We start from the raw sequence: 25,570 nt of genomic DNA, 5'->3' as shown, positions 1-25,570 counted from the left end.
GGAGATGCCGGCATGACGCCATCCGCCAACCCGCAGTCCCGCCCGCGCCTGGTCGTTGTCGGCAACGGCATGGCTGGCATGCGCACCGTCGAGGAGCTGCTCAAGCTCGCCCCGGACCTGTACGACATCACGGTGTTCGGTGCCGAGCCACACGGCAACTACAACCGCATCCTGCTGTCGCCGGTGCTGGCCGGCGAGAAGACGGTGGCGGACATCATGCTGAACACGCGCGAGTGGTATGACGAGCATGGCATCGAGCTGCTCGCCGGTGATCCGGTAGTGGCGATCGACCGCCCGCGCCGCGTCGTGCGCTCGGCCTCGGGACGCGAGGTGCACTACGACCGCCTGTTGCTGGCCACCGGCTCCAAGCCCTTCATCCTGCCGGTGCCGGGCCATCAACTCGACGGCGTGATCGCGTTTCGCGATATCCAGGACGTGGAAACCATGCAGCACGCCGCGCGCAACCACCGCCATGCGGTGGTGATCGGCGGTGGCCTGCTCGGGCTGGAGGCCGCCAACGGGCTGCTGCGCCAGGGCATGGACGTGACCGTGGTGCACCTGCCCGACAGCCTGATGGAGCGCCAGCTAGACAAGCCCGCCGCCACGCTGCTCCAGAGCGCGCTCGAACGCAAGGGCCTGCGCTTCCTGCTGGGCGCGCAGACCGCGGAGATCCTCGGCACCGACCGCGTCACCGGCGTGCGCTTCAAGGACGGCAGCGAGATCCCCGCCGACCTGGTGGTGATGACCGCGGGCGTACGCCCCAATATCGAACTGGCCGCCGGCGCCGGCCTGCATTGCGAGCGCGCCATCGTCGTCGATGACACGCTGCAGACCTACGATCCGCGCATCTATGCCGTGGGCGAGTGCGTGCAGCACCGCCAGGCCACCTTCGGTCTGGTCGCGCCGATCTGGGACCAGGCCCGCGTGTGCGCCGCCCACCTCGCCGGCGCCGGCCATCGCCGCTACGTGCAGCAGGCCACCGCGACTAAACTGAAAGTGACCGGCGTGGACCTGTACTCGGCCGGCGACTTCATCGGCGGCGAAGGCAGCGAGGACCTGGTGCTGCGCGATGCGCGCCGCGGCGTCTACAAGCGCCTGGTGCTGCAGGACGGCTACCTGGTCGGCGCCGTGCTGTACGGCGACGTGCAGGACGGCCCCTGGTACTTCGACATGATCCAGCGCCGCACGCCGGTGGCTGCGCTGCGCCAGCGCCTGCTGTTCGGCCAGGCGCAGTGCGAAGCGCTCGCCGCATAAGCATCACCGTAAGCTATACAACGCCCCCGCACGGAGAACGCGTGAACCTGTCCGACATCCCGGTCGTTTCGGCTACCCCGACCATCACCACCGCCACCACCTGCCCGTATTGCGGCGTCGGCTGCGGCGTGCACGCCACCGTGCGTGCCGACGGCCAGGTCGAGATCGCGGGCGACGCGCAGCACCCGTCCAACTACGGCCGGCTGTGCGTCAAGGGCTCGGCGCTGGGCGAGACGGTGGACCTCGAAGGCCGCCTGCTCCACCCCAAGCTGCGCGACGCGGACGGCAGCCTGCAGCAAGTGTCGTGGGACCGTGCGCTCGACACCGTGGCACAAGGCTTCTCCGACATCATCCGTCGCCATGGGCCGGACTCGGTCGCGCTCTATGTCTCCGGACAGCTGCTGACCGAGGACTACTACGTCGCCAACAAGCTGATGAAGGGTTTCATCGGCAGCGCCAATATCGACACCAACTCGCGCCTGTGCATGTCGTCGGCCGTGGCCGGCCACAAGCGCGCCTTCGGCGAAGACCTGGTGCCGGGCAACTACGAAGACCTGGAACTGGCCGACCTGGTGGTGCTGGTGGGCTCCAACACCGCGTGGTGCCACCCGATCCTGTTCCAGCGCCTGTCCAAGGCCAAGGAAGCCCGCCCCGAGATGAAGATCGTGGCGATCGACCCGCGCCGCACCGCTACCTGCGAACTGGCCGACGTGCACCTGGCAATCCGCCCGGGCACCGACGTGTGGCTGTTCAATGGGCTGCTGAGCTACCTGGCGCGCGAAGGCCACACCAATGCGGCCTTCGTTGCCGCAAGCACCGCGGGTCTGGACGAGACCCTGCAGGCCGCAGATGCCGCCTGCGCCGATCCGGCTGCCGTGGCGCGCGCCTGCAAGCTCAACGTGCAGGACGTGCTGGCCTTCTACCAGCTGTTCGCGGATACGAATAAGGTCGTGACCGCCTTCTCGCAAGGCGTCAACCAGTCGTCGTCGGGCACTGACAAGGTCAACAGCATCATCAACTGCCACCTGCTGACCGGCCGCATCGGCGAGCCGGGCATGGGCCCGTTCTCGCTGACGGGACAGCCCAACGCGATGGGCGGGCGCGAGGTCGGTGGCCTGGCCAATATGCTGGCCGCGCACATGGAGCTGGCCAACCCACTGCACCGCGAGGTCGTACAAAGCTTCTGGCAGTCGCCGGTCGTCGCCGACCGTCCGGGCTTGAAGGCGGTGGAACTGTTCGAAGCCATCGAAGCCGGCCGCGTCAAGGCGGTATGGGTGATCGCCACCAACCCGGTGGTGAGCCTGCCCGACGCCGACCAGGTGCGCCGCGCACTGGCGAAGTGCGAACTGGTGGTCGCCAGCGACATCATCGAGCGCACCGACACCAATGCCGGCGCGCACGTGCTGCTGCCCGCGCTCGGCTGGGGCGAAAAAGATGGTACGGTCACAAACTCCGAACGGCGCATCTCGCGCCAGCGCGCCTTCCTGGCGGCGCCGGGCGAGGCGCGCGCCGACTGGCGCATCCTGTGCGACGTGGCGAGCCGGATGGGTTTCAGCGGCTTCGACTATGCAGCCGTGCATGAAATCTTCGACGAACACGCGCGCCTGAGCGCCTGGCGCAACGATGATGCGCCGCGCGTGTTCGATATCGGCGGGCTCGCCGGCATGGACAAGGAGCACTACGACACGCTGGAGCCGGTGCAATGGCCCGTGCCGGCCAATGCCACGACCGATTCGCGCCGCCTGTTCCGCGACGGCCGCTACGCCCACGCCGACGGCCTGGCCCGCTTTGTTGCCACGCCGCCGCGCGCGCCGGCCCATGCGCCGGACGACGATTTCCCGCTGATCCTCAACACCGGCCGCGTGCGCGACCAGTGGCACACCATGACGCGCACCGGCAAGTCGGCGCGGCTGGCCGACCACCTGCCCGAGCCCTTCGTCGACATGCACCCGCAGGACGCGCTGCTGTGCGGCGTCGGTGAAGGCAAGCTGGCGCGCGTCAGCACGCGCTGGGGCGCGATGGTGGCACGCGTGCACCACGGCGGCGGCATCCCGCGCGGCAGCGTGTTCGTGCCGATCCACTGGAACGGCCAGTTCAGCTCGGATGCGCGCGTCGGCGCGCTGGTCAACCCGGTGGTCGATCCCGTATCGGGCGAGCCCGAGTTCAAGCACACGCCGGTGCGCGTGGAGCCGTTCGGCGTGAACTGGCACGGCTTTGTGCTGAGCCGGAGCGAGCTACCGGCCGAGGCGCTGACCTACTGGACGCGCGTGCAGGGCCGCCAGTTCCAGCGCTACGAATTCGCCGGCCGCGAAGCCATCGCCGACCGCGCCACCTGGGCGCGCGCGCTGCTCGGCGTGACCGATCCGGACGCCGACTGGCTCGAGTACGAAGACCGCACCGCTGGCGTCTACCATGCCGGCTACGTTGTCAACGACCGGCTCGAAGCCTGCGTCTACGTGTCTACGCGACCCGAGCTGCCGTCCCGCGCGTGGCTCGCCGGCCTGTTCGGCCGCGAGCGACTCGAGGATACCGATCGCATCGGCCTGCTGCTTGGCCAGCCGATGGAGGAAGGCGCCGATACCGGCCCGACGGTGTGCTCGTGCTTCGGCGTGGGCCGCAACACTATCTGCGATGCGGTGCGCAAGCACGACCTGAAGACGCCGGCCGAGATCACCGCCTGCGTTAAAGCCGGCGGCAACTGCGGTTCGTGCGTGCCGGAGCTGAAGAAGCTGCTGGTGGAAATACGCGTCGCGGAAACTGCCTGAGCGCTGGCTGCGCGCTTCGGGGTAGCATAGCGGCCGGAACCGGCGGGCCAGTCCATGGCCCGGCCGGCCCGCACCGGAGCGCCCGCGTGACCACCTCACCGAACCTGCGTTTTTCCGTCTTTATCGCCGCCAGCCTCGACGGCTTCATCGCCCGCGCCGACGGCGATCTGGACTGGCTTCTCACGGCCACCACCTCCACCGACGATCACGGCTATGCCGCCTACATGCAGTCCATCGACACGCTGCTGCTGGGCCGGCACACCTACGAGAAGGTGCTGAGCTTCGATCCGTGGCCTTACGTGGGCAAGCGCGTCGTCGTAATAAGCAACACGCTCGATGACGCCGCCATCCCGCCCGCGCTTGCGGGTCAGGTCAGCCTGCAGCACGGCACCGTGCACGACGCCGCAGCGGCGCTGGCCGCAGCCGGCGCCAAGAGCGTCTATGTCGACGGGGGCAAGCTGATCCAGTCGTTCCTGGCTGAAGGGCTGATCGATACGCTGACCATCACGCGTATCCCGATGCTGATCGGCAGCGGTATTCCGCTGTTCGGCGATGCCGGGCACGATATCCGGCTGGAGCATCTGCGCACCACGACATACGAAAGCGGCTTCGTGCAGAGCACGTATCGCGTAGCGGCGCCGCTGGCCACGGCAACCCACTGCTGAATTCGATGACGATTCGGTCGGACTAAGCTGGACGCTGGAATTTAATCAACTTGCGTGCTGTTGGAGAGAGCGCCGGCGCTGAATTCCGCGCTCTAAAAAGCAAAAACCCCAGCCTGTTAGGGCTGGGGTTCTGCGGTATAAGAGCCTGGCGATGACCTACTTTCACACGGGTAATCCGCACTATCATCGGCGCGGAGTCGTTTCACGGACCTGTTCGGGATGGGAAGGGGTGGTTCCAACTCGCTATGGTCACCAGGCATAAGGGGTTGCAACGCTGGGGTTGAGGCCAACGCTGCGAATAGGGATGTAGTTGGGGTTGTGCGTCTTGTGTCAACTGTTTCGGCACAGTCGCGATCACACATACCAGGTAAAACACACTGGTTATAGGATCAAGCCTTACGGGCAATTAGTACTGGTTAGCTTAACGCATTACTGCGCTTCCACACCCAGCCTATCAACGTCCTGGTCTCGAACGACCCTTCAAGGAGGTCAAGCCTCCAGGGAATCCTCATCTTCAGGCGAGTTTCCCGCTTAGATGCTTTCAGCGGTTATCTCTTCCGTACATAGCTACCCTGCGATGCCTCTGGCGAGACAACAGGTACACCAGCGGTACGTCCACTCCGGTCCTCTCGTACTAGGAGCAGCCCCCGTCAAGATTCCAACGCCCACGGCAGATAGGGACCAAACTGTCTCACGACGTTTTAAACCCAGCTCACGTACCTCTTTAAATGGCGAACAGCCATACCCTTGGGACCGGCTACAGCCCCAGGATGAGATGAGCCGACATCGAGGTGCCAAACACCGCCGTCGATATGAACTCTTGGGCGGTATCAGCCTGTTATCCCCAGAGTACCTTTTATCCGTTGAGCGATGGCCCTTCCATTCAGAACCACCGGATCACTATGTCCTGCTTTCGCACCTGCTCGACTTGTCGGTCTCGCAGTTAAGCACGCTTTTGCCATTGCACTTTAGGTACGATGTCCGACCGTACCAAGCGTACCTTCGAACTCCTCCGTTACACTTTGGGAGGAGACCGCCCCAGTCAAACTGCCTACCATGCACTGTCCCCGACCCGGATTCACGGGCCAAGGTTAGAACCTCAAACAAACCAGGGTGGTATTTCAAGGACGGCTCCACGTGAACTAGCGTCCACGCTTCAAAGCCTCCCACCTATCCTACACAGATCGGTTCAAAGTCCAATGCAAAGCTACAGTAAAGGTTCATGGGGTCTTTCCGTCTAGCCGCGGGGAGATTGCATCATCACAAACACTTCAACTTCGCTGAGTCTCGGGAGGAGACAGTGTGGCCATCGTTACGCCATTCGTGCAGGTCGGAACTTACCCGACAAGGAATTTCGCTACCTTAGGACCGTTATAGTTACGGCCGCCGTTTACCGGGACTTCAATCAAGAGCTTGCACCCCATCATTTAATCTTCCGGCACCGGGCAGGCGTCACACCCTATACGTCCACTTTCGTGTTTGCAGAGTGCTGTGTTTTTATTAAACAGTCGCAGCCACCATTTTATTGCAACCCCGTCACCCTTCTGGCGCAGGCCAGTCAAGCTACCAGGGCGTACCTTATCCCGAAGTTACGGTACCAATTTGCCGAGTTCCTTCTCCCGAGTTCTCTCAAGCGCCTTAGAATACTCATCTCGCCCACCTGTGTCGGTTTGCGGTACGGTCTCGTATGACTGAAGCTTAGAGGCTTTTCTTGGAACCACTTCCAATTGCTTCGCAGCACTAGGCCGCTCGCCCCACATCCTTGAATTCCGCGCCCGGATTTGCCTGAGCGCCTTCTCCAATGCAGGGACCGGGACTTCCAACACCCGGACAACCTTCCGCGATCCGTCCCCCCATCGCATCATACGACGGTGCAGGAATATTAACCTGCTTCCCATCAGCTACGCATCTCTGCCTCGCCTTAGGGGCCGACTCACCCTACGCCGATGAACGTTGCGTAGGAAACCTTGGGCTTACGGCGAGGGGGCCTTTCACCCCCTTTATCGCTACTCATGTCAGCATTCGCACTTCTGATACCTCCAGCATCCTTTACAAGACACCTTCACAGGCTTACAGAACGCTCTCCTACCACGCACTTGCGTGCGTCCGCAGCTTCGGTGACTGGCTTAGCCCCGTTACATCTTCCGCGCAGGACGACTCGATCAGTGAGCTATTACGCTTTCTTTAAAGGGTGGCTGCTTCTAAGCCAACCTCCTGACTGTTTTAGCCTTCCCACTTCGTTTCCCACTTAGCCAATCTTGGGGACCTTAGCTGGCGGTCTGGGTTGTTTCCCTCTTGACACCGGACGTTAGCACCCGATGTCTGTCTCCCGTGATTGCACTCTTCGGTATTCGGAGTTTGCTATGGCGGGGTAATCAGCAATAGACCCCCCAACCATGACAGTGCTCTACCCCCGAAGGTGAGACACGAGGCACTACCTAAATAGTTTTCGGAGAGAACCAGCTATTTCCAGATTTGTTTAGCCTTTCACCCCTATCCACAGCTCATCCCCTAACTTTTCAACGTTAGTGGGTTCGGTCCTCCAGTACGTGTTACCGCACCTTCAACCTGGCCATGGATAGATCATCTGGTTTCGGGTCTACACCCAGCGACTCAACGCCCTGTTCGGACTCGCTTTCGCTACGCCTTCCCTAATCGGTTAAGCTTGCCACTGAATGTAAGTCGCTGACCCATTATACAAAAGGTACGCCGTCACCCCCGAAAGGGCTCCGACTGTTTGTATGCATGCGGTTTCAGGATCTATTTCACTCCCCTCCCGGGGTTCTTTTCGCCTTTCCCTCACGGTACTGGTTCACTATCGGTCGATCACGAGTATTTAGCCTTGGAGGATGGTCCCCCCATCTTCAGACAGGATTTCACGTGTCCCGCCCTACTTGTCGTACACCTAGTTCCACAACGCTGTTTTCGCATACAGGGCTATCACCTGCTATGGCCGGGCTTTCCATCCCGTTCTGCTAACAATGCTGCTAAAGAGTACAAGGCTCTTCCCATTTCGTTCGCCACTACTCTGGGAATCTCGGTTGATTTCTGTTCCTGCAGCTACTTAGATGTTTCAGTTCGCCGCGTTCGCTTCCCACACCTATGAATTCAGTGTGGGATGACCCATACGGGCCGGGTTTCCCCATTCGGACATCTCCGGATCAAAGCTTGTTTGCCAGCTCCCCGAAGCTTTTCGCAGGCTACCGCGTCCTTCATCGCCTGTGATCGCCAAGGCATCCACCACATGCACTTGTTCGCTTGACCCTATAACGAGTGTGTCTCGATCGCTCGAAGACCTCGCTACAGGATGAGTTCTCGCATTTGTGCCGTATTCCAAGTCATCTTTCGATCACTTAAATACATTTTGGTTGATACAATCACAACCCGGTATCGCGTTGGTACTGCAGCGTCTCATCAACGCTCGCGCGACACCTTTACTACATCCCATATTGTTAAAGAACAGCCGATCTTGCGATCGCTTGGCAATGCCAAATGCAAACGCTCAATGCTAAGCGCTTGCATTTGACCACCAATCCAAGGTACCAGGCCCATCGAAGCGATGGTGGAGGATGACGGGATCGAACCGACGACCCCCTGCTTGCAAAGCAGGTGCTCTCCCAGCTGAGCTAATCCCCCGCATGGATAACTTGGTGGGTCTGGTAGGACTTGAACCTACGACCCCCGCCTTATCAAGACGGTGCTCTAACCACCTGAGCTACAGACCCTTGGCTGTAACAGCAAACAAACCGATAAGTGTGAACGCTAGGCTTGAGACACAAGCCTCTGGAAAGGAGGTGATCCAGCCGCACCTTCCGATACGGCTACCTTGTTACGACTTCACCCCAGTCATGAACCCTGCCGTGGTAATCGCCCTCCTTGCGGTTAGGCTAACTACTTCTGGCAAAACCCACTCCCATGGTGTGACGGGCGGTGTGTACAAGACCCGGGAACGTATTCACCGCGGCATGCTGATCCGCGATTACTAGCGATTCCAGCTTCACGTAGTCGAGTTGCAGACTACGATCCGGACTACGATGCGTTTTCTGGGATTAGCTCCCCCTCGCGGGTTGGCAACCCTCTGTACGCACCATTGTATGACGTGTGAAGCCCTACCCATAAGGGCCATGAGGACTTGACGTCATCCCCACCTTCCTCCGGTTTGTCACCGGCAGTCTCTCTAGAGTGCTCTTGCGTAGCAACTAGAGACAAGGGTTGCGCTCGTTGCGGGACTTAACCCAACATCTCACGACACGAGCTGACGACAGCCATGCAGCACCTGTGTCCACTTTCCCTTTCGGGCACCTAATGCATCTCTGCTTCGTTAGTGGCATGTCAAGGGTAGGTAAGGTTTTTCGCGTTGCATCGAATTAATCCACATCATCCACCGCTTGTGCGGGTCCCCGTCAATTCCTTTGAGTTTTAATCTTGCGACCGTACTCCCCAGGCGGTCAACTTCACGCGTTAGCTACGTTACTGAAGAAATGAATCCCCAACAACTAGTTGACATCGTTTAGGGCGTGGACTACCAGGGTATCTAATCCTGTTTGCTCCCCACGCTTTCGTGCATGAGCGTCAGTGACGTCCCAGGGGGCTGCCTTCGCCATCGGTATTCCTCCACATCTCTACGCATTTCACTGCTACACGTGGAATTCTACCCCCCTCTGACATACTCTAGCCTTGCAGTCACAAGCGCCATTCCCAAGTTAAGCTCGGGGATTTCACGCCTGTCTTACAAAACCGCCTGCGCACGCTTTACGCCCAGTAATTCCGATTAACGCTCGCACCCTACGTATTACCGCGGCTGCTGGCACGTAGTTAGCCGGTGCTTATTCTTCCGGTACCGTCATCGACCCGGGGTATTCACCCAGGCCATTTCTTTCCGGACAAAAGTGCTTTACAACCCGAAGGCCTTCTTCACACACGCGGCATTGCTGGATCAGGGTTGCCCCCATTGTCCAAAATTCCCCACTGCTGCCTCCCGTAGGAGTCTGGGCCGTGTCTCAGTCCCAGTGTGGCTGATCGTCCTCTCAGACCAGCTACTGATCGTCGCCTTGGTAGGCTCTTACCCCACCAACTAGCTAATCAGACATCGGCCGCTCCTGTAGCGCGAGGCCTTGCGGTCCCCCGCTTTCACCCTCAGGTCGTATGCGGTATTAGCTAATCTTTCGACTAGTTATCCCCCACTACAGGGCACGTTCCGATGTATTACTCACCCGTTCGCCACTCGCCACCAGGCCGAAGCCCGTGCTGCCGTTCGACTTGCATGTGTAAGGCATGCCGCCAGCGTTCAATCTGAGCCAGGATCAAACTCTTCAGTTCAATCTCTGTGTGGACCCTCGCGGGCCCTCGCTCTTTCGAGCGGTCGCTCACTCTCAGAAAACTGACTGACCAGATCCGAAGATCCAGTCACGTTTTGCTGTGCGAGCACTGATAACTTTTGAAGCAACACTGCCCGAAGACAGCGGCGTCCGCTACCCAGCGCCCACACTTATCGGTTGTTTGGTTGTTAAAGAACCCGGTCTTTCGACCTCGCCTCCGGCTTTGCCGTTTGCGTCGCTGCGTCAGCAGCAGAGAAAGAGATTATGCAGAGCTTTCTTCGTTTCGTCAACCGTTTCAGCAATCTTTTTTTGCTGCGGTCAGCGCTGCAAACCTCGCTGCGCCAACCTCCCGGCCGACCCCGCAACCCTTGCTGCGGCTGCTTTGCAGCGCTGCGTTGTGTTGCGAGGGGGCGAATATTAAGGGAGGCAGAGCGGGCTGGCAAGCGGTTTCTGAAAACTTCTTCGTGCCGCCATTGCAGGCCCCGTAAAATCAGCGGATGCCGGACATACCCACCTATCTGCCGTCGCGCCTGCCAGCCGACGGCGCACGCTTTCCCGACGCCCAGGCGCTGGCCGCCGCGCTGTCGCGTCCTATTGTCTTTGTCGACCTGGAAACCACCGGCGCCGACGCGCAGCGCGACCGCATCACTGAAATAGGAGTGGTCGAAGTGGGCCCGGACGGCATCGTCGAATGGGACACCCTGCTCGACCCTGGCATGTCGATCCCGCCGTTTATCCAGCGCATGACCGGTATCACCGACGAGATGGTGCTGGGACAACCCACCTTCGAATCACTCGCCGAATCGCTGGCCGAGCGCCTGCAAGGACGGCTGTTCGTCGCGCACAACGCGCGCTTCGACTATGGCTTCCTGAAGAACGCGTTCCGTCGCGCCGGCGTCACCTTCCGCGCCGATGTGCTGTGTACGGTACGGCTGTCGCGCTCGCTGTTCCCATCCGTGGAGCGCCACGGCCTCGACGCGCTGATCGCCCGCTTCGGCCTGACGCCCAAGGGACGCCACCGCGCGCTGGCCGATGCCGAGCTGCTATGGCAGTTCTGGCAGAAGATCCACGCTACCTATTCGGTCGAGCTGGTGGAATCCGCGGTGCGCACGCTGGTGCGGCGCGCCAGCCTGCCGGCCGGCCTGGAAGAAACCGCGCTGGAGGACGTGCCCGCCACGCCCGGCGTCTATCTCTTCTATGGCGACCAGGACGTGCCGCTCTATGTTGGCAAGAGCGTGCACCTGCGGCAGCGCATCGGTGCCCATTTCTCGGGCGACTATCGATACGGCAAGGACATGCGGCTGGCCCGGCTGGTACGCCGCGTCGAATGGCGCGAAACCGGCGGCGAGACCGGCGCGCTGCTGCTCGAAGCCCAACTGGTCAAAAGCCTGCAGCCCGTGCACAACCAGCTGCTGCGCCGCAATGCCCGGCTCTACGCCTGGGAGTTGCCGCAACAACTGCCCGTGCCGCGCCTGCGCTCGGACCGCGACACCAACTTCTGCCGCCATCGCGACCTCTTTGGCGTGTTCGGCAGCCGCGGCGCGGCCGAGGCGCGTTTGCGCGCGCTGGCGGAAGAGCATGGCCTGTGCATGGCCACGCTGTCGCTGGAAAAAACCACGCTCCGCGGCAGCCCCTGCTTTGCGCGCCAGGTCCACCGCTGCGCCGGCGCCTGCGTCGGCGCCGAACCCCTGGCGGGGCACCGCGCCCGGCTGGCCGCCGCGCTGGCCCCGATCGCGCTGATGCGCTGGCCCTTCGATGGTCCGGTCGCCTGGCGCGAGCAGCATGGCGAGCGCGCGTGGTGGCATGTGGTTGAGGACTGGTGCTACCTCGGCTGCGCCGGCACGCTGGAGGAAGCACAGGCGCTGGCCGGTGCGCCCGCACGATTCGACCTCGACACGTACCAGATTCTCGCGCCCCGCATGGCGCAATGGATGCCGCAGGCGGTGCCGATGGCCGTGGCGAAGGCCTTCGCGCTGACGGCACCCGAAGCCCCTGCCGAAGCGCCGCGCCCGCTGCGTGCCCCGCCCGGGCTGGCCGCGCGCAAGGCACCGTCCGCTGCCGGACAGCAAACCCTGGGTCTGTTCGCCGACTGAAGACTTCCTGCCCGGGCTCTGTTCGCCATCGCGCAAAACGTGCTTGCGACGCGGCCCTCGCCTCCGTTAGTCTCCACAGACCGGCTCTTGCGGCCGGCAGCGCCGACGCGGAGTGATCATGTCTGCCAACCCAGTTCGTCCCGCCGAGAAAGTCTGCGGCGCCGCCCGGCTGCGCGCATGCCTGGCCGCCATGTGGGCGATGGCCGCCACAGGCGCCTGCGCGGGCCTGGAAGCCAGCGCCATGCAGGACGTCTTCGATTCCTGGAAGAATGTTTCCATCGACGAAGCCAAACGCCAGTGGGGACCACCGCAAGCGGTGCAGGCCATGCCCTCCGGCACGGCCTACGTGTGGAACGACACCATCCCGGCCGCGCGGCCGCCGGGCACCGGCCCGCGCGATGCCGGCATGGAACGCACGCCGATGCCCGGGCATTGCCAGCGCAAGCTGGTGGCAGGCCCGGACGGCATCGTGATCGGCGGGGAATGGCGCGGCAATGCCTGCTGCGTCACCACCCTGGTCGGCCGTTGCGCCGGCCTGAAATACCGCGGGCGCGACTGAGCGCGGCGGCCATCGCTCCGGTTGTCCTGACGCGCGCCGCTACTCACGGCGCCGGCCAGGCCCCCGTATCCTCCAGCACCGGCGAATACTCCCGCAACTGCCAGCGCAGCGGCAGCACGCCCGGGCGCCGCACCACATGCTCGACATGCAGCCGCACCAGCCGCTCGGCGCCGGCGAATGACGCCAGTTCGGCGCCGTCCCAGACCACTTCGGCGCGCCCGCCGACATGCAGCAGCGAGCCGTCGGCAAAATCCGGCACGACCAGCCCGGCACGCGGGTTGGCAAGCAGGTTGCCGACCGTATTGAAGTAGTTGTTGCCGTTGAAGTCCGGAAAGGTCAGCGTGCCGTCGTCGTCGACGCGGATAAAGCCCGCCTTGCCGCCACGGTGCGAGACATCCACGCCGCCGGTGTGCGCGCCCTCTGCTTCCGACGCCGTATGGCTGGTCGCGATAAACAGCGTGTCGGCGCCGCGCAGCCAGGCCGCGGCCTGATCATCCAACGCGGCGCCTTGCCAGGCTGCCACGGCCGGCGCCGGCTCGGCAAAGCTCAGTTCGCGCAGCTGGATATAGCGCGGGCAGTTGCCGAAGCTCTGCTCGACCTCCACCGTCAGCCCCGCCTCATCGCGCTCGACCACGATGCCGTTCATGCGGTTGCGCCGCCGCGTATGCAACTCGATGCCGAGCAGGCCGATGCTCGCGCCCCGCGCCAGCGCAGACTGCGCCGGATCCCCCGGCAGCGGCAGCGCGTCGATGCGCAAGTGCCTGGCGTCAGGCGTGTGCGCAAACCCCGGCCTGCCGGCCAGCGCCGTCGCCCACGGCAGCCCGTCGGCGTCGACCGCGCCGAGCAGAAGGAAGGGCAACTGGGCAAAGAACGCCCGGTGCTGCTCCGGCATCTCGCCCCGGATCACACGGTTCGCGACCGCGGCCAGGCGCTCGCGCTTGCCCGCGCGTTCCTGCGCGGCCAGTTCGCCGGCGTGGAAAGGCAGGCCGGCATGCGGCCAGATCGGCAGGTCCATGATGCGCTCCTGGTTCGGCGCTGCTTCAGCGGTAACTACGACAGGCCGGCCTCAGGCAGCCAGTCCGACCTTTGACGGCACCATCGGCACAAAGCCGGGCAAGGCCTCGATGCGGCGCAGCCATGCATTCAGCGCGGGGTACGGCGCCAGCGGCACGTTGCCCTCTTCGGCCCGGGCAATATAGCTGTAGGCGGCGACGTCGGCGATGGTGGCGTGGTTGGCAGCGAGGAACGGCTGTGCCGCCAGCACGGCTTCCATCACCGCGAACAGCCGCTGCGCCCGTGCGATGGCGTCATCCATCGCCACCGGCCGGCCGAACAGCACGCCCAGGCGCGCCGTCGCCGGCCCGAAGGCGATCTCGCCGGCCGCCACCGACAGCCATCGCTGCACGCGCGCCGCGCCCGCCGCGTCGCGCGGCAGCCAGCGGCCGTCGTCATAGCGCGTGGCCAGGTAGACCAGGATCGCATTGGAATCGGCCACCACCACGCCATCATCGTCCAGCACCGGCACCTGGCCGAACGGATTGAGCCTCAGGAACGGCTCGCCGCGCTGCTCGCCGCCGCGCAGGTCGACGTCCACCATCCGGTGAGGCAGCGCCAGCAGCGACAGGAACAGCTGCGCCCGATGGGCGTGGCCGGACAGCGGCGAGCGGTACAGCACCAGCGGGGTGGCCGGCGCGGCGGGGCGGTTGGTGGCTTGCATGGCATCTCCTCGACAGTCTGGGTTCGACGGTTGGTATATGGGGATTCTGGGCGCCGGCCACCTTGCAATAAAGGGGGCGTTTGATATTTGACTACTCCACAAATCGGAGTAATGTGGCGCCATGGACAAGCTACGCGCGATGCAGACCTTTGTGCGGATCGTCGACGAGGGCAGCCTGACCGCCGCCGCCGCGACGCTGCATACCTCGCTGCCAGCCGTGGTGCGCACGCTGGCCGCGCTGGAGTCGGAGTTGCAGGTGCGCCTGCTCAACCGCACCACGCGGCGCCTGTCGCTGACCAGCGAGGGGCGCAGCTACCTGGACAGCTGCCGGCGCATCCTGGCCACCATTGACGAGGTGGAGGCAGGCCTGAGCGCCAGCCATGTGGAACCCAGCGGCCAGCTCACGCTAACCGCGCCGGTGCTGTTCGGGCAGATGTACGTGGCGCCGGCGGTCACACGCTTCGTGCAGCGCTATCCGCGCGTGCGCTGCCGCATGGAATTCACCGACCGCGTGGTGAACCTGCTCGAAGAAGACCTGGACGTGGGTGTGCGCATCGGCCCGCTGGCGGATTCCACGCTGGTGGCGCAGAGCGTCGGCCGCATCCGGCGCGTGGTGGTGGCCACGCCCGCCTACCTGCGCAAGCACGGCGTGCCGCGCCGCCCGGAGAAACTGGCCGACGCCAATTGCGTGCGCTTTACCGGCAATGCCGCGGACTGGTGGACCTTCCAGGAAGACGGCCGCCCGTTCCACGTGCAGGTGTCGGGCAACCTCGAATTCAACCAGACCGCGCCCGCCGTGGCGGCGTGTGCCGAAGGCGCGGGCTTCGGCAACTTCCTGTCGTACCAGGTGGCCGAGCTGGTGCAGGCGCGCAAGCTGCGCATCGTGCTGGAAGCCTTCGAGCAGCCGGCGTGGCCGCTGTCGCTGATCTATCCGCATGCGCGGCTGCTGCCCGCGCGCACGCGGGCCTTTATCGAATGGATGCGGGATGACCTGGGCCCGCGCTTCGGCTGACTTTGCACGCTGCCGCCGCTCGCCCCATCGACAAGCACGCCGCCCTTACCCCCACTGACCATGCCCCTGACCAGCGCCCCGACTCCAACCAGCTTTGGCGCCCGCGTGCGGCGCCTGATCCATCGCCCCTCCGGCAATGCGCTGCGCGCCGCGGTGCTCGGCGTCAATGACGGACTGGTGTCCAGCTTCTGCCTGGTGATGGGGCTCGAAGGCGCCGCCGCCACGCGCGAGGCGGTCATCCTCGCCGGGTTGGCCGGCCTCACGGCGGGGGCGTGCTCGATGGCGCTGGGCGAATGGCTGTCGGTCACCAACAGCCGCGAGATGAACAGCAAGCGGCTGCGCGATATGGCGTACGAGATCGCGCACGATGCGGGCAAGGCGCGGCAGCGACTGGTGGCGGTGATCACGGCCAAGGGTGTACTGCCGGCCGATGCCGTGCGCGCCGCCGACGAGATTATGCGCAACCCGCAGGCGGCGCTCGACACGTTTGCGCGCGACGTGCTGGGTATCAACCCGCAGGAACGCGGCGGCAATCCCGTGCAGGCGGCGGTGATCTCTTTCGTGCTGTACAGCAGCGGTGCGCTGGTGCCATTGCTGCCATTCATGGTGACCGACGGGCCGTCGGCCCAGCTCGGCAGCATCGTTGCCTGCCTGGCCGGGCTCGGCCTGGTGGGCTGGGGCACGTCCTCGTTCAACGGGCGCCCCGGGTGGTTCTCGGCCGCGCGGCAGATCCTGATCGGCGGCATGGCGGCGTCCTTTACCTACGGACTCGGCACGGTGTTCGGCGCGCTCTGAGACGGCTTCCCTGTGATGGCGCTGACGCGGCGCCGAAGGCCCGCCCTGCCAAGCGCCACCGTGCAGCCCCCCACGCGGGGCGGGCTACCACCCGACAAAAGCCTTGACGCGTCGCAGCGGGCACCGGTATTTTTCAAAATCGAATCCGAATTCGAATACGGAAAAACCCTATGTCAACAACCCCCTCCGGCCTCTCGGCCTCCGCCTCCTTCCCCCGTATCGATACGCCTTCGATCCTGCAGCCGCCGCGCCAGCGCCGTGCGCGCGAGACCGAACAGGCCTTGCTGGGCGCGGGCCGTGAGCTGCTTGCAACGCGCGACTTTGCCGCGGTGTCTGTCGCCCAGATCGCCGCGTCCTGCCAGGTCTCGGTGGGCGCCTTCTACGGGCGCTTCCGCGACAAGATGGCCTATTTCGAGGCGCTGCGCACGCTGGTGATGGAAGAAACCTCTGCCTCGATCGACCGCTACCTGGCGCAGGAGCGCTGGGACGACGTTCCGACCGGCATACTGCTCGACAAGACCGCGCGCTTCATGGTGCTGGGCACGCTGGCCAATCGCGGCGTGATCCGCGCTTCGCTCCGGCATGCGTCGACCCGGCCCGAGGAATGGCTGCCCCACCGCCAGAACGGCGAGGCGATCGTCGAGCGCATGGTGCAGCTGCTGGTGCCGCGGCTGTCACTGCCCGCCGATATCGCCGAGTTGCGTGTGCGTTTTGCCATGCAGGCCGTCTTCAGCGTGCTGGTCAATGCGGTGCTCAATGACTCGGGCCCGCTGCATCTCGACGACGAACGGCTGGTGCCTGAACTCAGCCGGATGATGGCCGGCTACCTGGGTGTGTCGTCCGAGCCGCAAGCCTGAGCGCAATTCGCACTGCGTGCCGGGTCACCAGCACCGTGCAGCACCCTGCGGTAATGCAGCCCGGCCATGGCTGCTATGAATTCCGTACCGCTTGCTTGGCTGGCGCGGTGCGCATCCCTAGAATGCGTTCACACCGGGCCCGCGCCCGGCCAGGCCGACCTGGCACCCGGCGCGGCCTGGACCCTGATATCCGCACCTACGCGCACCTACGCGCGCCTACGCGCCTACGCGCACTAACGCGCACCAACGCGCACCAACGCGCATCAACGTTTACCGAGACCGATCATGGCCACGCTTTTCCTCGTCCGGCACGGACAAGCCTCGTTTGGCGCCGCCAACTACGATTGCCTGTCGCCAACCGGCCGCCAGCAGGCGCGCTGGCTGGGCGAGTACTTCAGCGAGCGCGGCGTGCGCTTCTGCCGCGTGGTGGCCGGCTCGCTGGTGCGCCAGCAGGACACCGCCAGCGAGATCCTCGCCGCCATGGGACAGCCGCAGGCTGAGATCGCCACGCATCCGGGCCTGAACGAATACGACGGCGAGGCCTTGTACCGCTGCCACACTGGCGGCGCCGACCACCGCGCCCACCAGAACAGCGACTACAACGACTACTGGCGCACCTTCCGCGCGGCCTACCACGCGTGGACCCAGGACGGCCTCGCCGACATGCCCGAGAGCTGGGGAGACTTCGGCTCGCGCATTGCCGGCGCACTGGCGCACGCCTGTGAAGGCACGTCGCGCGAGGATGCCATCCTGGTGGTGAGTTCCGGCGGTGCGATCGGCCGCGCCACGGCAGACCTGCTCGGCGCCCCTTCGCAAGCAGCGATCGAGATGAACCTGCAGTTCCGCAATACCGCGTTCTGCGAGATCATCGTGGGCCGCGGCGTGCAGCGGCTGCTGAGCTTCAACAACGTGCCGCACCTGGATCGGGTGGAGCGACGCAGCGCGCTGACGTTCGCCTGAAGGAAATCCGCCAAGCGGTTCGCGCCCTGGCGACAAACAAAAGTAGGCCGCAGTGACGCGGCCTCATTGATCCGGCTGCTGGCGCGGGCACTTTGACATGCCCGCGCCGCCGGTCCTTCTCCCTTTTACTCCTTACTGCAACAAACCTTGCTGCCCGGCGTGCCGGCGCGGCACGCCCAGGCTTTACAGCCGCTCGACGATCGTCACGTTGGCCAGCCCGCCGCCTTCGCACATCGTCTGCAGGCCATAGCGCTTGCCATGCGTATGCAGCGCATGCACCAGCGTGGTCATCAGCTTGGCACCCGAGCCGCCCAGCGGATGGCCCAGCGCAATCGCGCCGCCATGCACGTTCAGGCGCGAAGGATCGGCGCCCGTCGCCTTCAGCCAGGCCAGCGGCACCGGGGCGAACGCTTCATTGACTTCGAACAGGTCGATATCGCCGATCTTCAGGCCCGCCTTCTTCAGCGCAATCTCGGTGGCCGGCAGCGGTGCTTCCAGCATGACCACCGGGTCATGGCCGATCACGGTCATATGGTGCACGCGTGCCAGCGGCTTGACGCCGAGCTTCTTCAGGCCGGCCTCGTTGACCACCATCAGGCCGGCGGCGCCGTCGCAGATCTGGCTGGCCGAGGCGGCGGTCACGCGGCCGCCTTCGGCAATCAGCTTGACGCTGCCGATGCTCTCCAGCGTGGCGTCATAGCGGATGCCCTCGTCGGACGTATGCATTTCACCGTTGCCGCCCTCGGCCGTGCGCACTTCCACCGGCACGATCTCGGCATTGAAGCGGCCCGCCTTGGTCGCGGCGGCTGCGCGCTGGTGGCTCAGCAGCGCATAGGCATCGATCTGCTCGCGCGACAGGTCATACTTGCGCGCGATCATCTCGGCGCCGGTGAACTGGCTGAACTGCACGCCCGGATAACGCGCCTCCACACCGGGGCTCTTGGGCACGCCAAACCCGTTCTTGGCCGGCAGCTGCGACGACAGGCCCATCGGCACGCGGGTCATGCTCTCGACGCCGGCGGCGATCACGATATCCATCGCACCCGACATCACCGCCTGCGCGGCAAAGTGCAGCGCCTGCTGCGACGAGCCGCACTGGCGGTCCACCGACGTACCCGGCACGCTCTCCGGCAGGCGCGAAGCCAGAATCGCATTGCGCGCCACGTTGCCGGCCTGCTCGCCTACCTGGCTCACGCAACCCATGATGACGTCGTCGACCAGCGCCGGGTCGGCGCCGGTGCGCTCGACCAGCGCATCGAGCACCTGCGCGGCCAGGTCGGCCGGATGCCAGCCCGACAGCTTGCCGCCCTTGCGGCCGCCGGCGGTGCGGACCGCCGCGACGATATATGCCTCTGCCATGTGATCTCCTTTATCGGTGCCGGCCGCCAGGGCCGGCCACTGCGTTATCCGGGGTGCCGGCAAGAGTGCCGGCCGTGTTGATCCGTATTCTTGCCCTGCACCGTCGCGGCAGCGTCGTCGGAAGCGACGAAGTCCGCCAGGCTGCTCAGCCGCGCGGCGCCAGAACAGCGAAGATGGCCGTGGCACGCAACAGGCAACGCTCGCCGCTGACCACCCGGCAGGTGCCATAACGCAGCCGCGAGCCCAGCTTGTCGAACTCCACGCGCGCCTCGACCCAGTCGCCCAGGCGCGCGGAATCGAGGTAGTCCAGGCTCAGGTTGACCGTGACCGCGCTCTTGGAGCGGCCGGTCTCCAGCGACATCATCATGCCGATGGCGGTATCGGCCAGTGTCGCCAGCATGCCTCCGTGCGGGATGCCGAGGTTGTTCAGGTGGCTCTCGTCGATCCGCACCGCCAGCGTGCGGCGCTCCGCATGCAGGTAGAGCTGGCCGAAATTGGCCATGTAGCCGCTCATCCGGCGCAGGGGCACAAAGCCCTCCGGCAGGTCCCCTGCGCCAGCGACCCCGGCCGGCTCGGCCAGGGCCTGGGTCATGGCCGCCTCGATCCCGGCTTCGGCCATGGCGTCAGGCAAAGTAGCGCGAAGCCACGCCGAGGTATTCCCGGCAATCGGCAACCATGCGCGTGATCAGTTCTTCGCAGCTAGGCACGTCGTCGATCAGGCCCACGCACTGACCGGCGCTGATGATGCCGCCATCGGTCTCGCCCGCCTTGAGCGCGGCCTTGCCGCGCACGCCGGCGACCAGGTGCTTGACGTCTTCGAACTGCGCACCGCCCGGGCGGCGTTCAATGCTCACCACCTCATCCGACACAGCGTTCTTCAGCACGCGCGCGGTGTTGTGCAGCGTGCGGAAGATCAGGTTGGTGTCGCGCTCGCTGGCCTGCACCAGTGCCTGCTTGACATTGTCGTGGATCGGCGCTTCGCGCGTGGCGCAGAAGCGCGTGCCCATATTGACGCCCTCGGCGCCCAGCACCAGCGCGGCGGCCATGCCGCGGCCGTCGGCGATGCCGCCCGAGGCGATCACCGGCACCGACAGCTTGCGCGCGGCCTGCGGGATCAGCACCATGCCGGGCACGTCGTCCTCGCCCGGATGGCCGGCGCACTCGAAGCCGTCGATCGACACCGCGTCCACGCCTAGGCGCTCGGCGGACAGCGCATGGCGGATCGCCACGCACTTGTGGATCACCTTGATGCCGGCGGCCTTGGCGCGCGCGATATGTTCCTTGGGGTTGTTGCCCGCCGTTTCCAGCACCTTGATGCCGCTCTCGATGATGACGTCGAGGTAGCGCGCGTACGGCGGCGGGTTGATCGACGGCAACAGGGTCAGGTTCACGCCGAACGGCTTGTCGGTCATCTCGCGGCAGCGGCGGATCTCGTCGGCCAGCGCCTCGGGGGTCGGCTGCGTCAGCGCTGTGAGGACGCCCAGCCCGCCAGCGTTGGAAACGGCGGAGGCCATTTCGGCGTAGCCGACCCATTGCATGCCACCCTGGATGATCGGGTAGCGGATGCCAAGCAGTTCGGTGATTCGTGTCTTCATGGTTGTCCTTTACTGTCTGCGCCGGCCGGTGCGCGCGAGGGCTGGCCCGCCGGCGATCGGGCCCAGTCTACGGCCAGCCGCGGCTGCCGGGCCTCGTCGGAAGCGACGATTGCGGGCGGCGCATTCTGCACTAGTGTTGGCTGGCCCCTTGCCGGCGCAAGGCACAGCCTGGCCCCTGCCGATGTGTCGCTCCTCGCCGGCCGCAGCATCCTCGCCCCCCTTCCCTTTGCCGGAGCCGCCATGACGCAAGCCACGCCTACGTTCGAAACCCTGCGCTACGCCGTCGAAGACGGTGTCGCCACCATCACGTTGCACCGCCCCGACCAGCTCAACGCCTTCACCGCGCAGATGATGCAGGACCTGATCGCGGCGTTCGATGCCACCGATGCCGACGACAACGTGCGCGCGGTGATCGTCACCGGTTCGGGCCGTGCCTTCTGCGCCGGCGCCGACCTCTCGGCCGGCGGCTCGACCTTCGATTTCGAGAAGCGCTACGGCGCCAGTCCCGACACCGCCCATCGCGACGGCGGCGGGCGCGTGTCGCTGCGCATCTTCCGCAGCCTCAAGCCGGTGATCGCCGCGGTCAATGGCGCCGCGGTCGGCGTAGGGGTGACCATGCAGCTGCCGATGGATATCCGGCTGGCCTCGACCGACGCCAAGTTCGGCTTTGTCTTTGCCCGCCGCGGCATCACGCCGGAAGCGGCGTCGTCGTGGTTCCTGTCGCGCGTGGTCGGCATTTCGACCGCGCTGGAATGGTGCTACACGGGCCGCGTCTTCTCCGCGCCGGAAGCGCTCGAGCGCGGCCTGGTGCGCTCGCTGCACGCGCCGGAGGACCTGCTGCCGGCCGCGCAGGCAATCGCCCGTGAAATCGCGGACAACGCCGCGCCGGTGTCGGTGGCGATCTCGCGCCAGCTGATCTGGCGCATGGCCGGTGCCAGCCACCCGATGGAAGCGCACAAGCTCGACAGCCGCGCGATCCAGTCACGCGGACGCTCGGCCGATGTGAAGGAAGGCGTCAGCGCCTTCCTTGAAAAACGTCCCGCCGCTTTCCCCGATACGGTGTCGCAAGACCTGCCGGACTTCTTCGACTGGCGCGGCGAACCGCCCTTCGCCTGAGTCGCACCTGCCCGCAACAATCTTCCGGAGTTCGCATGAAAGTCAGCCAAGCCGTCGCCAGCCGCAAGTCCGTCCGCGGCTTCCTGCCCAAACCCGTGCCGCCGGGTACCATCCGGCGCGTGCTCGACGCCGCCGCGCGCGCGCCCTCGGGCGGCAACCTGCAACCCTGGCATATCCACGTCATCGGCGGTGAGGCGCTGGAGGGGCTGCGGGGCATCATGCGCGAGCGCATCGCACAGGCACCCGCCGGCGAAGAACGCGAGTACGACGTCTACCCGCGCGAACTGGTCTCGCCCTACCGCGACCGCCGCTTCCAGGTGGGCGAGGCGCTGTACCACTACCTCGGCATCCCGCGCGAGGACAAGCCGCGGCGGCTGGCGCAGTTCGCCAATAACTTCACCTTCTTCGGCGCGCCGCTGGCACTGTTCTGCACCGTGGACCGCCGCATGGGCCCGCCGCAATGGTCGGACCTGGGCATGTACCTGCAGTCAGTGATGCTGCTGCTGCGCGAGGAAGGACTGGACAGTTGCGCGCAGGAATGCTGGGCGATGTACCCGCAGACCATCGGCGAGTTCCTGTCGCTGCCGGCCGAGCGGATGCTGTTCACCGGCATGGCGATCGGCTACGAGGATCCCGAAGCTCCCGCCAACCAGTTGCGTGCCGCACGTGCGCCGCTGGAAGAGTTCGCCGAGTTCATCGGCATCTGAGCCGCGAGCTCAGAGCAAGCCCAGCTGCCGCGCGATGGCCACCGCCTGCGTGCGGTTGCTGGCGTGCAGCTTGGCGCTGATATTGCGCAAGTGCGTACGCACTGTGGTCTCTGAAACGAACAGCCGTTCCGCCATCGCCACGTTGGAGAAACCTTCGGCAAGAAGCTGCAGCACCTTCAGTTCCTTGGGCGTCAGCGGCTCCACCAGCGCTGCCGGCGCGGGCCGGCCCGGCGTGCCGGCCTGCGCGTCAGCGCTGCGCTGGCCGCAGGCCTGCAGCAGCTTTGCCACGTAGGCGGCGGACAGGCTGGCTGACTGGCGCGCACACGCATCGGCCACCAGCCGGCACACGTCTTCGCCCTCGTCGGCAAAGATCCGGACAAAGCCCTCGGCGGCACCGAAGCGCAGCGCCTCGCCCATCACCACCAGCGCATGCGCGCCGTCGCCGATGCGCTGGCACGCCTGCGCCAGCAGGATGCGCAGCTTGAGCGCGCGGCGCATCAGCTGATTGACTGTGGCAGCGGCCAGTTCGCGCTCGATCGCCTCGCGCACCTGCGCGCCGGGCCGCGCATGCACGTCCAGCCGCAGCCGCCCGACGGCGATGTCCTCGACATCCTGGGCAAAGGAGCTGACCCCCGGGCGGGTGCGCCACAGCGCCGGATCCGCGGCGCGTTCGATTGCTTCCTGCGCGGCGTGGACATTGCCCTGGCGCAGCGCCAGCCGCGCGCGCTCCAGCATCGCCGCCATCACCAGCCGGGTCAGGCCGCGGTGGTGCCCCAGTGCCTCCAGTTGTGCCAGCCACTCATGGGCCTGGTCGGTTTCGCCGCGTTCGAAGGCGATGCGGGCCAGCACCGCGTGGCCGGTGATGATCTGGTCCGGCAGACCAAGGTCGCGCGACAGCGGCAGGTAGACGTTGAGCAAGCGGCCGGCGCGCTCGGTGTCGCCGCTCTCGTACAGGCCTTCGGCCAGCAGGATGCCGGCCATGGCGTTGCCATTGGTCGGGCCGAAGCGGTTCGGCAGCATCGTGCGCGCGGCGATGCGAAAGCGCGCCAGCGCCTGCTGCAACCGGCCCTGGCGCAGGTCGATCAGCCCTTCGACCGACTCCGAGAAAATCTTGTTGAAGTTGCTGTCCGAGCCGCGCACCGCCTGGCGCGCGACCTGCAGCAGCCGCCGCGCCTCGGGATAGTCGCCGCTGACCGCGGCCAGGCGCGCCATCGAGGTGGCCAGGATCGCATCGGGGAAGGCGTAGCCCATCGGCAATGGCGGCAGCTCGTTGCGGGCAAAGGCGCGCGCGTCGTCGAAGCGGTCCATCATATTCAGCAGCATGTGCCGCAGCGCGCGGATATGCGCGAGCAGGTCGCCGGCCGCGCCCTCGGTCGGGATCGCCTGCAGCAGCGCGATGGCATCGGCCGGTCCGCGCGTGAAGGAGACCGCCCACACATGGGCAATCTGAAGCTTGGGCCAGCGCGCCAGTTCGTCCGCCGGCACCGCTTCCAGCCAGCGCGTCAGCAGCCGCATGCGGCCCTGCGCCAACAGCTCGTCGGCGGCGCCGTCGAGCAGCTGCAGTGCGTGCCACAGCGCGCCGGCCGCGAGCGCATGCTCGATGGCGGGCACCGGGCGGCCCTGCGACTCGTACCAGCGCGACGCGGCAAGATGCAGTTGCGGTACCACGTCGGGCATGGCCTGCGCGAGCTGGCCGCGCAGGAAACCGGAAAACAGGCTGTGATAGCGGTACCACTGCTCCGGCGCCGCGCCGGTGCCGCGTTCGCCATAGCGCTCGCTCTCCAGCGGCAGCAGGAACAGGTTGGCGCGCTCCAGCCACGCAAGGATGTCGTCGCTGCTGCCGGCGCCGCCCGAGGGCTGGCACACGGCATCGCACAGCGGCCCGCACAGCTGGTCCAGGATCGAGGTGCGCAGCAGGAAGTCGCGCACCGCCTCGGGCAGGTGCAGGAAGACGTCTTCGACCAGGTAATCGGCAATGGCCGCGTTCGAGCCGGAAAAGCCGGCGATAAAACCCTCCGGCTGGCTGCGCCGCTCCAGCGCCACCGACGCCAGCCACAAGGCCGTGGCCCAGCCTTCGGTGCGGCGATGCAGCGCGCTGATCGCGGCGGGTTCCAGCTTGAGCCCGCGCGCCTGGCGCAGGAAGGATTCAGTTTCGCTGGCGCTGAAACGCAGTTGCGCGGGCTCGATCTCAAGCAGCTCGCCGCGCGCGCGCAGCCGGCCCAGCCCGGATTCAGGAACCCAGCGCGTGCCGATCACCACGCGGCAGCCCGGCGGCAGGCTTTCCACCAGCTGCCAGACCAGGCCGGTCACGGCGGCATTCTGGATCGCTTCGAAATCGTCAAGGAACAGCGTGAAGGCGCCGCTGTAGCTGGCCAGGCGGTCGATCAGCGCCAGCGCCTGTTCGCCGGCATCCTGCGCCAGCGCGGGGCGCGCGGACCGGCCCGCCACGCTGCCGCCCAGCGCCTGCGCAATGGCGGCTTCGACCGAGCCGAGAAAGCGCGTGGCGTCGTTGTCCGAACGGTCCAGCGTAAGCCAGGCGGTACGCCCGCCCGCGGCCTCCAGCCGCGCGCGGCACTGGAGCATGGCGGTGGTCTTGCCGAAGCCCGCCGGCGCGCGCACCAGCACCAGCTTGACGAAGCCCGCGGCGCACACGGCGTCACAGATCCCCGCGCGCTCGACCTGGAACGGGGTCAGCAGCGGCGGACGCAGCTTGGCCGCCAGCGATGCGGCGCCGGCGCCGGTGGGGGACGGCGTGCGCCGCCCTGTCTCCTCGATACTTGCCATTGGCGTGTTGTTGT

17 protein-coding genes, 2 tRNA genes and 3 rRNA genes are annotated in these 25,570 nt (G+C 65.8%); 11 read left to right on the top strand and 11 right to left on the bottom strand.

Going from position 1 to position 25,570, the window contains the following annotated elements; genetic code table 11:
* Positions 1–12: 12 nt before the first annotated feature.
* From AC10V3_RS24365 to AC10V3_RS24355, 3 genes are all read left to right on the top strand, one after another.
* Positions 13–1,254: an NAD(P)/FAD-dependent oxidoreductase gene (locus AC10V3_RS24365; protein WP_022537976.1), complete on the top strand. Its 1,242-nt coding sequence runs from the start codon at positions 13–15 to the stop codon at positions 1,252–1,254.
* 41 nt (positions 1,255–1,295) lie between these two features.
* A complete protein-coding gene (locus AC10V3_RS24360; RefSeq protein ID WP_022537975.1) occupies positions 1,296–4,019 on the top strand; it encodes a nitrate reductase in 2,724 nt (907 codons plus the stop codon).
* A gap of 86 nt (positions 4,020–4,105) precedes the next feature.
* Positions 4,106–4,684, top strand: a complete 579-nt coding sequence (locus tag AC10V3_RS24355) for a dihydrofolate reductase family protein (protein ID WP_022537974.1) — start codon at positions 4,106–4,108, stop codon at positions 4,682–4,684.
* Between the two features lie 143 nt (positions 4,685–4,827).
* Here the strand turns inward: AC10V3_RS24355 and rrf are convergent.
* The 5 genes from rrf to AC10V3_RS24330 all read right to left on the bottom strand — a co-directional run bounded on the left by rrf (position 4,828) and on the right by AC10V3_RS24330 (position 10,003).
* Positions 4,828–4,941: ribosomal RNA gene (rrf, locus tag AC10V3_RS24350) — 5S ribosomal RNA — on the bottom strand.
* A 128-nt stretch (positions 4,942–5,069) separates the two neighbouring features.
* A 23S ribosomal RNA gene (locus tag AC10V3_RS24345) occupies positions 5,070–7,948 on the bottom strand.
* Positions 7,949–8,244: 296 nt separating this feature from the next.
* Positions 8,245–8,320: transfer RNA gene (locus AC10V3_RS24340), tRNA-Ala, on the bottom strand.
* Positions 8,321–8,332: 12 nt separating this feature from the next.
* A tRNA-Ile gene (locus tag AC10V3_RS24335) sits at positions 8,333–8,409 on the bottom strand.
* Positions 8,410–8,471: 62 nt separating this feature from the next.
* Positions 8,472–10,003: ribosomal RNA gene (locus AC10V3_RS24330) — 16S ribosomal RNA — on the bottom strand.
* The 16S, 23S and 5S rRNA genes sit together here with 2 tRNA genes alongside, the layout of an rRNA operon.
* Before the next feature lie 496 nt (positions 10,004–10,499).
* Here AC10V3_RS24330 and AC10V3_RS24325 point away from each other — a divergent pair.
* Positions 10,500–12,095 (top strand): 3'-5' exonuclease family protein, encoded by a 1,596-nt coding sequence (locus tag AC10V3_RS24325; RefSeq protein ID WP_454752764.1) that lies wholly within the window; start codon positions 10,500–10,502, stop codon positions 12,093–12,095.
* 118 nt (positions 12,096–12,213) lie between these two features.
* Positions 12,214–12,654, top strand: a complete 441-nt coding sequence (locus AC10V3_RS24320) for a hypothetical protein (RefSeq protein WP_454752763.1) — start codon at positions 12,214–12,216, stop codon at positions 12,652–12,654.
* Between the two features lie 43 nt (positions 12,655–12,697).
* Here AC10V3_RS24320 and AC10V3_RS24315 read toward each other — a convergent pair whose 3' ends face one another.
* Together AC10V3_RS24315 and AC10V3_RS24310 are read right to left on the bottom strand one after the other, a co-directional pair.
* Positions 12,698–13,669 carry a pyridoxamine 5'-phosphate oxidase family protein gene (locus AC10V3_RS24315; RefSeq protein WP_454752762.1) on the bottom strand — a complete coding sequence of 324 codons (972 nt, stop codon included), beginning with the start codon at positions 13,667–13,669 and terminating at the stop codon, positions 12,698–12,700.
* Between the two features lie 51 nt (positions 13,670–13,720).
* Complete coding sequence (locus tag AC10V3_RS24310) at positions 13,721–14,371, bottom strand: glutathione S-transferase family protein (RefSeq protein ID WP_349605225.1); 651 nt, start codon at positions 14,369–14,371, stop codon at positions 13,721–13,723.
* A gap of 121 nt (positions 14,372–14,492) precedes the next feature.
* Here AC10V3_RS24310 and AC10V3_RS24305 point away from each other — a divergent pair, with 121 nt between their 5' ends.
* The 4 genes from AC10V3_RS24305 (at position 14,493) to AC10V3_RS24290 (ending at position 17,995) form a co-directional block, all read left to right on the top strand.
* Positions 14,493–15,383, top strand: a complete 891-nt coding sequence (locus AC10V3_RS24305; protein ID WP_022537969.1) for a LysR family transcriptional regulator — start codon at positions 14,493–14,495, stop codon at positions 15,381–15,383.
* 60 nt (positions 15,384–15,443) lie between these two features.
* A complete protein-coding gene (locus tag AC10V3_RS24300; RefSeq protein WP_022537968.1) occupies positions 15,444–16,178 on the top strand; it encodes a VIT1/CCC1 transporter family protein in 735 nt (244 codons plus the stop codon).
* Positions 16,179–16,348: 170 nt separating this feature from the next.
* Positions 16,349–17,035, top strand: coding sequence for a TetR/AcrR family transcriptional regulator (locus AC10V3_RS24295; protein WP_022537967.1), 687 nt, complete (start codon positions 16,349–16,351; stop codon positions 17,033–17,035).
* A gap of 285 nt (positions 17,036–17,320) precedes the next feature.
* Positions 17,321–17,995: a histidine phosphatase family protein gene (locus tag AC10V3_RS24290; RefSeq protein WP_454752761.1), complete on the top strand. Its 675-nt coding sequence runs from the start codon at positions 17,321–17,323 to the stop codon at positions 17,993–17,995.
* Between the two features lie 183 nt (positions 17,996–18,178).
* Here AC10V3_RS24290 and AC10V3_RS24285 read toward each other — a convergent pair whose 3' ends face one another.
* From AC10V3_RS24285 to AC10V3_RS24275, 3 genes are all read right to left on the bottom strand, one after another.
* Positions 18,179–19,354, bottom strand: a complete 1,176-nt coding sequence (locus AC10V3_RS24285) for an acetyl-CoA C-acetyltransferase (RefSeq protein WP_022537965.1) — start codon at positions 19,352–19,354, stop codon at positions 18,179–18,181.
* Between the two features lie 145 nt (positions 19,355–19,499).
* Positions 19,500–19,973, bottom strand: a complete 474-nt coding sequence (locus AC10V3_RS24280; RefSeq protein ID WP_022537964.1) for a PaaI family thioesterase — start codon at positions 19,971–19,973, stop codon at positions 19,500–19,502.
* A gap of 4 nt (positions 19,974–19,977) precedes the next feature.
* Positions 19,978–20,949 (bottom strand): NAD(P)H-dependent flavin oxidoreductase, encoded by a 972-nt coding sequence (locus AC10V3_RS24275; protein WP_022537963.1) that lies wholly within the window; start codon positions 20,947–20,949, stop codon positions 19,978–19,980.
* 240 nt (positions 20,950–21,189) lie between these two features.
* Here AC10V3_RS24275 and AC10V3_RS24270 point away from each other — a divergent pair, with 240 nt between their 5' ends.
* A complete protein-coding gene (locus tag AC10V3_RS24270) occupies positions 21,190–22,065 on the top strand; it encodes a crotonase/enoyl-CoA hydratase family protein (protein WP_454752760.1) in 876 nt (291 codons plus the stop codon).
* A gap of 35 nt (positions 22,066–22,100) precedes the next feature.
* Complete coding sequence (locus tag AC10V3_RS24265) at positions 22,101–22,772, top strand: nitroreductase (protein ID WP_022537961.1); 672 nt, start codon at positions 22,101–22,103, stop codon at positions 22,770–22,772.
* Between the two features lie 9 nt (positions 22,773–22,781).
* On the opposite strand, the gene AC10V3_RS24260 is transcribed toward AC10V3_RS24265, so the two are convergent.
* A complete protein-coding gene (locus AC10V3_RS24260; protein WP_454752759.1) occupies positions 22,782–25,556 on the bottom strand; it encodes a winged helix-turn-helix domain-containing protein in 2,775 nt (924 codons plus the stop codon).
* Between the last annotated feature and the right edge of the window lie 14 nt (positions 25,557–25,570).

The organism is Cupriavidus sp. PB-02 (assembly GCF_058252315.1).
Note: the sequence above shows the minus strand (reverse complement) of the source record. Positions and strands in the feature narration are given on the sequence as shown.

Excerpts from the sequence above, each read along its gene's own strand:
- AC10V3_RS24290 (WP_454752761.1), top strand. The coding sequence starts at position 17,321 with ATGGCCACGCTTTTCCTCGTCCGGCACGGACAAGCCTCGTTTGGCGCC.
- AC10V3_RS24320 (WP_454752763.1), top strand. The coding sequence starts at position 12,214 with ATGTCTGCCAACCCAGTTCGTCCCGCCGAGAAAGTCTGCGGCGCCGCC.
- AC10V3_RS24270 (WP_454752760.1), top strand. The coding sequence starts at position 21,190 with ATGACGCAAGCCACGCCTACGTTCGAAACCCTGCGCTACGCCGTCGAA.
- AC10V3_RS24300 (WP_022537968.1), top strand. The coding sequence starts at position 15,444 with ATGCCCCTGACCAGCGCCCCGACTCCAACCAGCTTTGGCGCCCGCGTG.
- AC10V3_RS24310 (WP_349605225.1), bottom strand. The coding sequence starts at position 14,371 with ATGCAAGCCACCAACCGCCCCGCCGCGCCGGCCACCCCGCTGGTGCTG.
- AC10V3_RS24315 (WP_454752762.1), bottom strand. The coding sequence starts at position 13,669 with ATGGACCTGCCGATCTGGCCGCATGCCGGCCTGCCTTTCCACGCCGGC.
- AC10V3_RS24265 (WP_022537961.1), top strand. The coding sequence starts at position 22,101 with ATGAAAGTCAGCCAAGCCGTCGCCAGCCGCAAGTCCGTCCGCGGCTTC.
- AC10V3_RS24260 (WP_454752759.1), bottom strand. The coding sequence starts at position 25,556 with ATGGCAAGTATCGAGGAGACAGGGCGGCGCACGCCGTCCCCCACCGGC.
- AC10V3_RS24280 (WP_022537964.1), bottom strand. The coding sequence starts at position 19,973 with ATGGCCGAAGCCGGGATCGAGGCGGCCATGACCCAGGCCCTGGCCGAG.
- AC10V3_RS24325 (WP_454752764.1), top strand. The coding sequence starts at position 10,500 with ATGCCGGACATACCCACCTATCTGCCGTCGCGCCTGCCAGCCGACGGC.
- AC10V3_RS24285 (WP_022537965.1), bottom strand. The coding sequence starts at position 19,354 with ATGGCAGAGGCATATATCGTCGCGGCGGTCCGCACCGCCGGCGGCCGC.
- AC10V3_RS24295 (WP_022537967.1), top strand. The coding sequence starts at position 16,349 with ATGTCAACAACCCCCTCCGGCCTCTCGGCCTCCGCCTCCTTCCCCCGT.
- AC10V3_RS24275 (WP_022537963.1), bottom strand. The coding sequence starts at position 20,949 with ATGAAGACACGAATCACCGAACTGCTTGGCATCCGCTACCCGATCATC.
- AC10V3_RS24305 (WP_022537969.1), top strand. The coding sequence starts at position 14,493 with ATGGACAAGCTACGCGCGATGCAGACCTTTGTGCGGATCGTCGACGAG.
- AC10V3_RS24365 (WP_022537976.1), top strand. The coding sequence starts at position 13 with ATGACGCCATCCGCCAACCCGCAGTCCCGCCCGCGCCTGGTCGTTGTC.